The organism is Paraburkholderia sp. A1BS-2L, from assembly GCF_051125205.1.
Classification (GTDB): domain Bacteria; phylum Pseudomonadota; class Gammaproteobacteria; order Burkholderiales; family Burkholderiaceae; genus Paraburkholderia.
On the sequence record NZ_CP120430.1, the window covers coordinates 907,087 to 920,084 of the forward strand.

General features: G+C 61.3%; 8 protein-coding genes. 5 read left to right on the forward strand and 3 right to left on the reverse strand.

Annotation, left to right across the window (positions count from 1 at the left end):
* Nucleotide 1: 1 nt before the first annotated feature.
* Both P5W98_RS28680 and P5W98_RS28685 read left to right on the forward strand, forming a co-directional pair.
* The gene (locus P5W98_RS28680; protein ID WP_421027181.1) at nucleotides 2-3,721 is read left to right on the forward strand and encodes a type VI secretion system Vgr family protein; all 3,720 of its coding nucleotides are present in this window, start codon (nucleotides 2-4) and stop codon (nucleotides 3,719-3,721) included.
* 62 nt (nucleotides 3,722-3,783) lie between these two features.
* Nucleotides 3,784-4,911, forward strand: coding sequence for a hypothetical protein (locus P5W98_RS28685; protein ID WP_421073386.1), 1,128 nt, complete (start codon nucleotides 3,784-3,786; stop codon nucleotides 4,909-4,911).
* 249 nt (nucleotides 4,912-5,160) lie between these two features.
* Here P5W98_RS28685 and P5W98_RS28690 read toward each other — a convergent pair whose 3' ends face one another.
* Nucleotides 5,161-6,303: a porin gene (locus tag P5W98_RS28690; protein WP_421027183.1), complete on the reverse strand. Its 1,143-nt coding sequence runs from the start codon at nucleotides 6,301-6,303 to the stop codon at nucleotides 5,161-5,163.
* A 239-nt stretch (nucleotides 6,304-6,542) separates the two neighbouring features.
* On the opposite strand from P5W98_RS28690, the gene betI reads away from it, so the two are divergent.
* Genes betI through betA form a run of 3 tightly spaced genes read left to right on the forward strand, consistent with a single transcriptional unit; the run spans nucleotide 6,543 to nucleotide 10,442 of the window.
* Complete coding sequence (betI, locus tag P5W98_RS28695) at nucleotides 6,543-7,154, forward strand: transcriptional regulator BetI (protein WP_421027184.1); 612 nt, start codon at nucleotides 6,543-6,545, stop codon at nucleotides 7,152-7,154.
* Nucleotides 7,155-7,189: 35 nt separating this feature from the next.
* The gene (gene betB, locus P5W98_RS28700) at nucleotides 7,190-8,659 is read left to right on the forward strand and encodes a betaine-aldehyde dehydrogenase (protein WP_421027185.1); all 1,470 of its coding nucleotides are present in this window, start codon (nucleotides 7,190-7,192) and stop codon (nucleotides 8,657-8,659) included.
* A 31-nt stretch (nucleotides 8,660-8,690) separates the two neighbouring features.
* On the forward strand, nucleotides 8,691-10,442 hold the full coding sequence (gene betA, locus P5W98_RS28705) for a choline dehydrogenase (protein WP_421027186.1): 1,752 nt from the start codon (nucleotides 8,691-8,693) through the stop codon (nucleotides 10,440-10,442).
* A 90-nt stretch (nucleotides 10,443-10,532) separates the two neighbouring features.
* Here the strand turns inward: betA and P5W98_RS28710 are convergent, their stop codons facing one another.
* Together P5W98_RS28710 and P5W98_RS28715 are read right to left on the reverse strand one after the other, a co-directional pair.
* Nucleotides 10,533-11,087: a type II toxin-antitoxin system RelE/ParE family toxin gene (locus P5W98_RS28710; RefSeq protein WP_421027187.1), complete on the reverse strand. Its 555-nt coding sequence runs from the start codon at nucleotides 11,085-11,087 to the stop codon at nucleotides 10,533-10,535.
* Nucleotides 11,088-11,318: 231 nt separating this feature from the next.
* Nucleotides 11,319-12,965, reverse strand: a complete 1,647-nt coding sequence (locus P5W98_RS28715; protein ID WP_421027188.1) for an APC family permease — start codon at nucleotides 12,963-12,965, stop codon at nucleotides 11,319-11,321.
* Nucleotides 12,966-12,998: the final 33 nt, after the last annotated feature.

The following is a 12,998-nucleotide window of genomic DNA, read 5'->3' on the forward strand; positions in this document are numbered from 1 at the left end:
CATGTGGTTCCCCAGGAAGTACAACACCCCCGTACGCATGCACGGCCACGCATTGCCCGTACGGGAAATCACCCTGCAACACCGCAGGCGGGAACAGGATTACCGCGAGGATGTCCTGCTGCCGCGACGCATTACAGGCCATGAAGCTATCGGCCAGCTTTTCGAATATCGCATCGAAGCGGTCAGATCCGTTCCCCACCCGGAGTGGTTTGCAACCGACGAATTCGAAGTCGATCTCGATGCCATCAAGGGCTCGGCCATCACGCTGACGTTCAAGGATGTTTTCACACGGACACGTGACTGGCGTGAGCCCCGTGACCGTGAACGCACGGGCCTGCGCGAAATCACCGGTATGGTCGCAGAGGCCGGAATTCTGGACATCGAAGGAAACGATGTCGTCTATGAATTCGTATTGCGCCCGCAATGGTGGTGCGCGACGCTGCGCAAGAACTCGCGCATCTTCATCCACACGGATATCACCAATATCCTCTGCACCATCCTTAAGTCGTACAGCCACGATATCGATTTTCGCTGCGGCGAGCACCCAACTCCCCGGCGCGATTTCATCCGGCAGGCATGGGAGACGGACTGGGACTTCTGCATGCGCCTGTGCGAGGAATTCGGCTATCTGATCTGGTTCGAACACCGTGAAGGCCGCCATTTCCTTGTCATTGCCGACAGTATCCGTGCCTGCAAGGCGCAGACCCCGCCCTACGCGACATTGTCTTACCGTCCCAAAGGCGGGCATCTCGACAGGGAATATGTCACGCATCTGTCCTGGCGCACGTCGGTTGCGCTTAACAGGGTCGTGGTCCACGACCACAGTTATATTTCGCCGCGACTGAGCGCGAACAGCGCGCCGTATCGCGAGCAGCACAGCATCAGGCATGGAGACGGACAAGAGTACGTCTTCGACTGTGAACGAATCGAATCCTACGAGCCGGCGGAGTACGCACAGCCGGAGACCACCCACTACCGCACAGAGCCGGTGGAAAGTCCGGGACCCCAGGAAGCGAAGGTTTGGCGCGGGGAAGCGCAGCATCTCGCCCGCGTGAAGCTCGAAGCCGCACGCTGCGGGCGCATGCGTGCGAAGGGCCGCGGCGCGCTGCGCGGCATCGAAGCCGGCAGGACGTTCACGTTGACGGATCACCCACACGCCGGAGCGAACGACACGTATTTCGTGCTGGATTGCCGGATCGATATCCGCAACACCCAGGGACTGTCGTCGAAGCTGGACGGCGCAGCAGCGAAGTATGAGTTTGAAGCGCAGTTCGAACTGCACCCGACGCGCGAGCCGTATCGCATGCCGCAGGTCACGCCGCGTCCACGCATCGACGGGTACGAACATGCGGTGATTGTCGGATGGGAACAGCATCCGATGACGGTCGATGCCTATAACCGTGTGCGCATCCAGTACGCGTGGGACCGCGAGGGCAACCATCACGGGAATACGTCCATCTGGGTGCGCCTCGCGCTGCCCTGGCAGGGGGACGGCATGGGCGTCGTCATGCACGGGCGGCCCGGTCAGGAAGTGCTGGTCGCGTACGTCAACGGCGATCCTGACCGCCCTGTCGTTGCGGCGTTCGTGCCGAATCAGGACAACATGCCGCCATGGAAACTGCCGGATAATCGTGCGCTCACCGGCATCGTGAGCCGCACGCTCGGCAACGGCGGCGCATCAAACCATCTTGCACTGGACGACACGGACAATCGTCAGCAGGCGCAACTGGCATCGGATCATGGCAAGAGCAGCCTGAGTCTGGGCTATGTCACGCGCATCGCAGGCAATGAGGGGCGGCAAGACGCGCGCGGCGAAGGCTTCGAACTGCGCACGGACATGCGGGGCGCGGTGCGCGCAGGGTTGGGCCTGATTATCACAACCATCGCGAAGCTTGGCGCAGCGGGCAAGATACTGGACATGCGTGAGACCATCGCCCGCCTCACGCGTGCGCGCGACATTCACGAGCGCCTGGCGCAGCAGGCGCAGCGACATGGCGCGCAGGACGCTGGCAGCGATCAGTCCGGCGTGACTGCGAACATGCAGCGCGACAACGCCGAATTGCGCGGCAAGCCTTCGGTCAGCACGCGCCCGGGCGGGGACGATTTCCCCGAGTTCGAAGCGCCGCACCTGACGATTTCGAGCGGGGCGGGTATTCAGACAGCGGCGGCAGGCAGCACGCACATTGCGAGCGACGAAAACACCGCGCTCACCACGGGCGGGCATGTTTCCATCGCCACGGGCAAATCGTTCTTTGCATCGGTGCGAGAACAGATTGTGCTCTTCGCGCAGAAGGCGATTCGCCTGCATGCCGAATCCGATGAAATGACGTTGATAGCCGGAAAGGGCATCTCGGTCACCAGCGAAGAGGAGACCATTCATCTTGGAGCGGCCAAACGGATCATATTGACCGCAGGCGGCTCACGCCTGGAGATCGGCCCGGATGGAATTCGCGGCTACACGTCTGCGCAATTCCTCGTGCATGCCCAATCGCACGCAACCGATGGCCCCATGTCGGTCCCGTCACACACTGCGCCAATTGCCCCCTATCCGGTGCAGCTTTCGTGCAGCGCGTTGGCGGCTGTCATGCCTGCTGGAACCGGTCCAGGTGAAAACGCGGTGCAGGCATCGGCACCCGCGCCAACTCCAGCTCCAACTCCAGCACAGCAGCGTTCCGCTGGTGAACTCAAACCTGCCGGGGATGCACCGCCGGCATTCGATGGCGCCCTTGCCGGTGCGTCCGGGCAATCGTCCTCCGGTACTGCGCGAATCATTCCAGTCAACGCTGCCAGCGACGAACCGTGTGAGCACACATTGCAGAATATTCCCGTCTCTACCGTTACATGGGACATGGAGACCGGGAACTACTGGGGCCTGCTCGAAAACGGCCAGCCCTGGCTGGACGCGACTGGCGAACGAAAATTCGTTCAGCTTGCGGGCGCACGCGGGACGTTCGATATCGGCTTTGATCGGGCAACCAGACCTATCGCCATGAGGGTCATTGTGCTGGTGGTACCGATGCGTGTTCGCCAAGTCGACCCTGCCAATCCCAAAGCGGTTGAATATGTTCCCTATGAATCGGCGAGAGAGCACGACGACAATTTTTCAGCGACCTTCATCAAGGAACCACGCCCTGCGAAGGAGATCACAAACCTGTCGGCAATGAAGTCAACGATTGAGGCATTTCTCAATGCCAACAGCTACAAGCTGGCAATCAGGAATTGCCCGAAAGCCGGAGCCGCGAGTGATTGCAAGGCGCAGGTCGCGGTCAAATTCGAAATTGACTTCGTCACGAAGGCTGATGAGCGTCATCATGCACAGGTGAACCTCTATCCGAGTGCAAACCGCGCGGACTCGGGTAACTGGGGGGAGTTGAATGTACGACGCAACAAAACTAACACCGCATGGGAACCGATCCCGAACGAACACGTCCAGCAGCATGAGACTGGACACCTCTTTTCATTTCCCGATGAATATTTCGATCAAGGAGGGGCCGTTCACAAAAGCCACATTGACGCCAAGACCCAGACAGTCAAGTTCGCGGACGCTGTTGCGAGTGCCGACAAGAATACCTGGCAGGGCATTGGCCGAACAACGCTGATGGGTCCTGGCGTCTATACGCCAGGCGTAAAAGTTCCTTCGTACTATCTCAACCGCGTGAAGCACTGGTTTTCAACGCAGACAGGGTGGGACTGGGTCGTGGTTCCGCATATTCAGGCGTGAGCGTGAACAATTTATCTAAAGCATTAGTTCTCATTTCTCTTTTTTCAGTATGCGAGGGCACGATGGCAAAGGATGATCCTATTGGCTTCAGCAGAACCGGCAGCACCATGATCAATGCGATCAATTCAGTCGGATTGAAAGGTGACCGGCTAACCGCTGTCTTCAGGGGCGATACCATGAGCTACGGACCCAGTGTGCCAGGTATCGGCGTGTTCGAGGAGAAAATTTCGGACGCCGACCGCAGGACTATGTTCAGCATGCGAGACGCAATATGCGCGATGAAGAACATACCGGCCATGCGTCCTGGCAACCCCGGACTACTTTTGGCGAGCGTGACTTGCCCGGATGGTCGGCACATGCCTAACGTACTGGATATAACCACCCTGCCGCGAGACGTTAACCGCGCCGTACTCGGTCCAACGGGCGACCTGATCGAGAAGCTCTACAGAACAGGTACGCCTCTCGCAAGACTCGACGCCGCTGCGAAGTTTTCAATCGAGAACGGGAAACCACTATTCATCTTCGCGTTCAAGAACAGCGGCCTCTTCGAGAAGGTCGCCTTCAAGAGCCCGTCGACCTGGGAGGGTGAGTTCAATCCCATGTCGAAATCCTCGAATATATCGACTGGAGGTGCACCAGTAGATGGAAGTGCTGAAGAGTTCTCTGTGACGCTCGGAGCGAAAGAGTTTCTTAATGCCGCTGACTTCCCAGATGGCATCGTAGAAATTCCACCGGGAGAAACGCGTATTCTGAAATTCTCGGCTCAGCCAGACAACAGGATTCCGAAGGGGCAAATAGAGATCGGTGGCACGATAACGATCAAGGAAATACTCGCACCAAAGCTGCTGGAGGGCGCTGTGGAATTTCGCATACCCAATTCCATATCGAATATCACGGAAGCGTATCCCTCCACCCGGCAGGAAGTTGAGCAACTGGAAACCTACCGCCGCAAGCTGCTGTGGGACTCCGTGCACCCACCAGGCGCCACTGTGAGTGAGACGGCCTATTACCGTGGGTATGGCAGCTACCGCAAAGACGCCGAGCGGGACGACTACCCGCAACTTCTACGCAAGAACGAGAAGTTTCCGGAGCGCACCATGCGAAAGAGCGACGGCGTCAAGGTTCATGACGCAGGCCCAGTAAAGATCTGGCGGTGGGATGCATTTCCAAAGGCCGCGGACGCCCGATGACACTGTGAATCGAACGTATGGTCGAGCATCAACGCAGCACTCATTCTTCTCGCGTCTGCGTTTCATGCTCGGGTACCCATTCAAGAATGAAGCATCTGTTCGCCAACGATGCACGCGACCGCACGGCGTTGATCAACAACGCGACAACGCTTGAGTATGTCGCCAGGCCGGTGCGCTGCCACGAACAGCAACCGGGCTTTGCCACCTTGCCCCGTCGCTGGTTCGTGGAGCGCACCTTCGACGACGCGCTTAGAACGAATGCCGCATGCCGATGCGCACATCTGCCTGGTTCGTGCTCGACGACGGCGTGAAGCTGTAGCCGATCACGGCATCCACGCCCTGCGAAGCCTTGAGCCAGTCACCCGAAATGTAGACGTCGGTGCGCTTCGACAGCAAGTAATGCAAGCCCGCCGAAATCATGTTCCAGTGATTGCCGTCGAAATGCGTGTACTGGTAGCCGCCGATCAGGTTCATGGCAGGCGTGACTTGCCAGTTCGCGCCGCCTTCGGCCACCTGCATGTGCTCGCTCTGCCCGAACGCCTTGATCTGCGTGTAAGTGAAGTCGCCGGATAGCGTGACCGGACCCACCACATAGCTCGCGCCCACGCCGAACGCACCCTGCTTGTCCACCGGGAACGGCGAGCTCGCATAGAGATCGGTGACGGCGCCCGTGGCCGGGTCCACGCTCACGGTAGGCCGGCCAAAGAACGTGTGCGTGCCGATCATCGCGTACGGATCGAATGCGTAAATACCGGACGGGTTGTTCAACTGGGTGTAAGCCGTACCCATGGAGAAATTGCCGTTCTGGTATTGCGCACCCACGCTCCATGCACTGCCTGTGTGGAATTCTCCCGGCGTATTGCTGAACGAATACATGCCGCCGAACTGGAAGCCGCCGTAGGTATTCGACGTGAACTTCACGGCGTTGGGCAGGTGGTCGCCGTTCATGCGGTCGAAGTCGCCCTGGTTGATGGCGTAGCCGCTCGCCCATGCGGAAATGTTGTACGTGTACACCATGTCCTGCGTCAGGTCGGACTGGTTGCCGAACGTGAGCGTGCCCCAATCGCTTTGCAGACCTACGTAGGCCTGGCGCCCGAACAGCGAGCCGCCGTTGGTGAGTTGGCCATTGCCCACGTGAAAGGCACTTTCCAGCGTGAAGATGGCTTTGAGGCCGCCACCCAGGTCTTCGGTACCCTTGATGCCCCAGCGATTCGCATACGAAATGCCGTCGTCGAACTTCACCTGGTGCGAGCCGCCCGCGTTGCTCACATAAGTCACGCCAGCATCGATGATCCCGTACATCGTCACGCTGCTCTGCGCATTGCTCTCGGTGGAGAGCGAGGCCACCGCGAGTGCGATGCCAGTCAATGCCGCCGCTTTTACTTTCTTCATGGTGTAGGTCTCTCTTGCCTTGCGATACGGTTGAAAGGCCGCACAAAGAAACGTGTCCAATGGCACGCCTTATGCGGATTGAGAGAACGTACAAATCCAAATCTCGCGCGACTTTCGTAGACACGACGCGTACTTGGGGAAATGCGCCGCCCCGCTATGAAGCCGTTTTTATTGATTGATCGTTCAATAAAAAACGACTAGAGTGAGAATCTTCCCAGGACCCGCCCTGAAGAATCGCCATGCCCAAGATCGGAATGCGCGACGTGCGTCGCGCGCAACTCATTGATGCGACCCTGCAATCGATCGACCAGTCCGGACTGTCGGGCACGACGCTTGCCACGGTCGCGCAGCACGCGAATATTTCCACCGGGATCGTCAGTCACTATTTCGGCGGCAAGGACGGCCTGCTCGAGGCCACCATGCGCCATATCCTGCGCGATCTCTGGGAAGCCACCATGCGGCGCCGCACGGCGGCGAAAGACGAGCCGCGCGCGCGTTTGCGCGCCATCGTCGCCGCCAATTTCGACGTCTCGCAGGTGAACACACCGGTCATGAAGACCTGGCTCGCATTCTGGGCCGAGAGCATGCACCAGCCCGCGCTGCGCCGCCTGCAGCGCGTGAACACGCGGCGGCTCTATTCAAACCTGTGTGCAGAGTTCGAGAGGGTTCTGCCACGCGCGGCGTCGCGGCGCGCGGCCACCGGTCTGGCCGCCATGATCGACGGCCTGTGGCTGCGCGGCACCCTCACCGGCGAGCCGTTCGATACCAGGGCCGCCCTGCGGGTCGCCAACGAATACATCGATTTGATGCTCGAAAAGCGCGCCAAGGCGCGCTCGGGCAAGTCCGCCTGATCGCGCAAGCACTGGAAGTCACGGAGTTATCCATCATGTCTGTTTATCCGCTCGAACGCCTCTTCATCGACGGCGCATTCACCGACGCCACCAGTGGCGAGACCTTCGAAACGCGCGACCCCGCCACCGGCGAAACGCTCGCGACGGTGCAGCAAGCCAGCCCCGCCGATATCGACCGCGCCGTACAATCGGCGCGCGCCGGTCAGCGCGTTTGGGCCGCCATGACGGCCATGGAGCGCTCGCGCATCCTGCGCCGCGCGGTCGAGCTGCTGCGGGCGCGCAACAACGAACTCGCCGCGCTGGAAACGCGCGACACGGGCAAGCCAATCGCCGAAACGAGCGCCGTGGACATCGTCACGGGCGCCGATGTGATCGAGTATTATGCCGGGCTTGCCACCGCCATCGAAGGCCAGCAGATTCCGCTGCGCACCGATTCCTTCGTCTACACGCGCCGCGAGCCGCTGGGCGTCACAGCCGGCATTGGCGCATGGAATTACCCGATTCAGATCGCGTGCTGGAAGTCGGCCCCCGCGCTGGCCGCCGGCAATGCGATGATCTTCAAGCCGAGCGAAGTCACGCCGCTGTCTGCCTCGAAGCTCGCCGAAATCTATCTCGAAGCGGGCGTGCCGCCGGGCGTATTCAACGTCGTGCAAGGCGACTCGCGCGTGGGCGCGATGCTCAGCACGCATCCCGACATCGAGAAAATCTCGTTCACGGGTGGCGTGGAAACGGGCAAGAAAGTCATGGCAGCGGCGGGCGGATCGTCACTCAAGGAAGTGACGATGGAGCTCGGCGGCAAGTCGCCGTTGATCGTGTTCGAAGACGCCGATATCGATCGCGCCGCCGATATCGCGGTCACCGCCAACTTCTTCAGCTCAGGCCAGGTCTGCACCAATGGCACGCGCGTGTTCGTACATGCGTCCGTGCTGCCCGAATTCGAAAAGCGCGTGCTGGAGCGCGTGGCGCGCATTCGCGTGGGCCACCCCGGCGACCCCGCCACCAACTTCGGCCCGCTCGCGAGCGCCGGGCAGCTCGACAAGGTGCTCGGCTTTATCGAAAGCGGCAAGCGCGAAGGCGCACGGCTGCTCGCAGGCGGCGCGCGCCTCGTGGAAGGCGAATTCGCACGCGGCCAGTATGTGCAGCCGACCGTGTTCTCCGCCTGCCGCGACGACATGAAGATCGTGCGCGAGGAAATCTTCGGCCCGGTCATGAGCATTCTCTCGTTCACTGAGGAATCCGAAGTCATCGCACGCGCGAACGACACGATTTACGGTCTCGCCGCCGGTGTGGTCACCGAAAATCTGTCGCGCGCGCATCGCGTGATTCACCGCCTCGAAGCGGGCATCTGCTGGATCAACACCTGGGGCGAATCGCCCGCCGAAATGCCGGTGGGCGGCTACAAGCAATCGGGCGTGGGACGCGAGAACGGCATCACGACACTCGAACACTACACGCGCATCAAATCCGTTCAAGTCGAGCTGGGAACGTATCGTCCCGCTTTCTGAGCGAATTCGAGGGAATTGGAGGAGGCACGGCATGGCAGCGCAAGAGTACGACTACATCATCATCGGCGCGGGATCGGCGGGCAACGTACTCGCCACCCGCCTTACCGAGGACCGCGACGTCACGGTCCTGCTGCTGGAGGCGGGCGGCCCGGACTACCGCTTCGACTTCCGCACGCAGATGCCGGCCGCGCTCGCGTATCCGTTGCAGGGCCGCCGCTACAACTGGGCCTACGAGACCGACCCGGAGCCGTTCATGGATAACCGGCGCATGGAATGCGGGCGCGGCAAGGGGCTCGGTGGATCGTCGCTCATCAACGGCATGTGCTACATCCGCGGCAACGCGCTCGATTACGACGGCTGGGCCGAGCGCAAAGGGCTGGAAAACTGGAGCTATCTGGATTGCCTGCCCTACTTCCGCAAGGCGGAAACGCGCGACGTGGGCGCGAACGACTACCACGGCGGTGAAGGCCCCGTGCATGTGACGACCAGCAAGCCGGGCGTGAACCCGCTGTTCGAGGCGATGGTGGAAGCCGGCGTGCAGGCCGGCTACCCGCGCACCGACGACCTCAACGGCTACCGCCAGGAAGGCTTCGGGCCGATGGACCGCACCGTGACCGCCAAGGGCCGGCGCGCGAGCACCGCGCGCGGCTACCTGGACCAGGCCAAGCAGCGGCCCAACATCGACATCGTCACGCACGCGATCACCGACCGGATCCTGTTCAGCGGCAAGCGCGCGAACGGTGTGGTGTTTCTCGACGGCGGCGCACAAGTGACGCGCTACGCGCGCCGCGAGGTGCTGGTGTGCTCGGGCGCGATCGGCTCGCCGCAACTCTTGCAGCGCTCGGGGGTGGGCCCCGGCGCATGGCTGCGCGAACTCGGCATTCCCATCGTGCTCGATCTGCCCGGCGTGGGACAGAATCTTCAGGATCACCTGGAAATGTACATGCAGTACGAGTGCAAGGAGCCCGTCTCGCTCTACCCCGCACTGCTCAAGCGCAATCAGCCCGCTATCGGGCTCGAATGGCTGCTGCGCGGCACCGGCATGGGCGCGAGCAACCATTTCGAGGCAGGCGGCTTCATCCGCACGCGCGACGACGACCCGTGGCCCAACATCCAGTATCACTTCCTGCCCGTTGCGATCAATTACAACGGCAGCAATGCGATCAAGATGCACGGCTTTCAGGCGCACGTCGGCTCGATGCGCTCGCCGAGCCGTGGCCGCGTGAAACTGCGCTCGCGCGACCCGAACGAGCATCCGTCGATTCTCTTTAACTACATGTCCGAAGCGCTCGACTGGCGCGAGTTCCGCGACGCGATTCGCATCACGCGCGAGATCATCGCGCAGCCCGCGCTCGATCGCTACCGTGGCCGCGAGTTGAACCCCGGCGCGGAGCTCAAGACCGACGCGCAGATCGACGCCTTCGTGCGCAACCGCGCCGAGACGGCGTTTCACCCGTCGTGCTCGTGCGCGATGGGCTATGACGACATGGCGGTGGTCGATGCGGAAGGCCGCGTGCACGGCATCGATGGGCTGCGCGTGGTGGATGCGTCAATCATGCCGCGCATTACCACCGGCAATTTGAACGCTCCGACGATCATGCTTGCCGAAAAGATTGCTGATCGGATTCGCGGTCGTAATCCGCTGGCGCGGTCGACGGCACCGTATTACGTGGCCAATGGCGCGCCGGCACGCGGCGGGGATTTGCCGCTGCGTCCGGCGGGCGGAACGGGAATGAAAACGGCGCCGGGCGGGAACAAGCGGAAGACGCACGCGGTATCGTAAGTTGTTCAGTCCATCGGATACCTGAATAACCAGGTATGCGTTGCGGGCCGGAATCGAAGCGCGAAGCGCGGAGATTCTGGCCCGCTAGCTTTATACGAGTGAGATCCGCAGGATCTTTCCGCATGCCGCTGCGTACTTGCGCAGCGTCGCCAGCGACGGCGAATGCTTTTCGCTCGCGAGGGACGACTCGAGACGGGATACCGCCGATGTCGTCGTACCCATGCGCTCGGCAACCTGCGCCTGCATAAGACCCGCCTCCTTGCGGGCCGTGAGCAGCGCGTCAAGCGCCGTGAATTCTTTTGCCAATGCCTCGTACGCAGCCTTGAACCCGGGGTCGCGCATCATCCGGTCAGTGTCGGCTTTTGTGTGCGGTACAGGGTTGTATTTATCTTCGAGTTCGCGCTGCACCCTCGCCTTAGCCAATTCAGCAGCGGGTGTTTCCTGTGTCTTCTTGACGAATGAATGCAGGATGACGATGCACTCGCCCACTTGTGTGCAATAGAAAACGCGCCCGATGCCTTCATGACCGCGTGGACGAAGTTCAAACAGTCCACTTCCCATGGCACGTGCATGCGGCATCCGCAGGTCGGCGCCAAATTTCTCCATGACGCCGAGCAGCCGCACGTAGCCAGCGCGAATACACATGCCGGTGCCCGGGTATTAGCAAATTTGTGAAATTAGAGCAAATTTGCCCGAAGCCAGCATTCGGGGCCATGAGGACGCGCAAGAGAACGGTAGATGCCAGATCGCAGGAGAAGGGTTAGCCACCTGATGGTTGCGGCAGCACACAAAAACAAAACAGCGCCACGCGGCACCGAAACTCCCGATGCCCACGTGACGCCGCAAAACCAGCCACTGGAGATTAAAACCGCCCTGCTAAACCTTCGACGCGAAATAATGTGAAACCGCAATCGTCAACGCTGCGCCAATCAACGCGGCATAAGGCAACATATCGCGCCACTTGCTGCGTGCCGGAATCTGCACCTCCATATCGAGCGCGCTGCCCACCGGAAAATGGCCGCGATCCTGCCAGTAATGGCGATACGCAAACACCGGCACGATCAGCAGCATCGCAATCAAGCCATCGCGCAGGGTATTCTCGCCTTGCAGATTCGCACCCGCGCCAACGAACACGAGATTCGCGTAGCCGCAAAGCGCGCCCAGCGCCAAGAGCCACGTCGGGCAGCGGAACGGACGGTCCCATGCTGGACGATCCATGCGATGAATCCAGCCCGATTGCAGGTTAAGAAACACAAACAGCATGTAGCAGACGTTCGAGATGGACAGTACCGTCATGTAGTCGGACATCGCCAGCAGCACGAGGTTGAAGCCCAGATCCGTCCACATCGCAGCAGTCGGCGCGCCGTGCTCGTTCACGCGCGAGAGGTAGCGCGGCAGCCAGCCGTCCACCGATGCCTGATAAAGCGTGCGCGAGGATCCCATCATCGAAGTCATCACGATCAGCAGGATCGAGAGCATCAGCATCACGACCACCGCGTTGCCGACCCATGCGCCGCCGCCCACGATGGACGCCATCGCCATGCCCACGCCGGTGCCGTCACCAATGCGCGGATCGAGCATGGCCTGCATGCCCAGCGAGCCCTGAAAAGCGAGCGGCACGAGCGTCATCACCACGAGGCACAGTGCGCCCGACCAGAAAATCGCACGCGCGGTGTCGCGGCGCGGATCGCGGAATTCACGCGTGTAGCACACGGCGGTCTCGAAGCCGTACGAGGCCCAGCCGGCCATGAACATGGCGCCCAGCGCCATCACCACGCCCTGGCCATTCCATGCGCCAAACACCGAGGCGGTCAGATTGCCGTGCGCGTCGTGGCCGAGCGGCAGCAGCGGAAAGAGATGCGTGGCGGGCACGTCGCCGGTCACGAACGGCACGAGGCCCACGATCAGCAGCGGTGTAAGTGAGGCAATGCCCAGAATCTTCTGCGTTTTTGCGGCTTTCGACGCGCCGCTATGCTGAAGCCGGAACGTGATGAGCAGGAACGCCGCCGCAATCAGAAAAGTCGCGTTGATGCGCAGCGTGAGGCCGGGCTTGATGAAGTCCAGGTTCGCGAGCGTCCAGCGCCATTGCAGAATGGCCGCGTCGGGAGCGAACAGCGTGGATAGCGCGTAATTCGCGGCGAGGCCGCAGCCGAGTGCGAGCATGGGCGACCAGGCGAGCCAGTTGCACCACACCGAAACCGGCGCAATCATCTTGCTGTAGCGTACCCAGCCAATCGCGCCGTACACCGACGCGCCGCCCGATTTATGCGGGAACAGGCCGGAAATCTCGGCATACGTGGCGCTTTGCACGAGGCCCATCGTGATCGATGCGATCCAGATGGCCCAGGCCGGCTGGCCTATCGTCGCGCATACGCCGCCGATCGTGAAAAGCACTCCGGCCGGTACGCCGCTCGTGACCCAAAATGCGTCTTTCCAGGTGAGGCCGCGCTGCAACGCGTGGCTGTGTTCGCTCCGTGCGCCAACTTCGTCGGCACTCCGCGCACGTATTCCCGCTTGCTCCATCCAATTCCTCCTGAGGTCTTACGCTAACTAAAC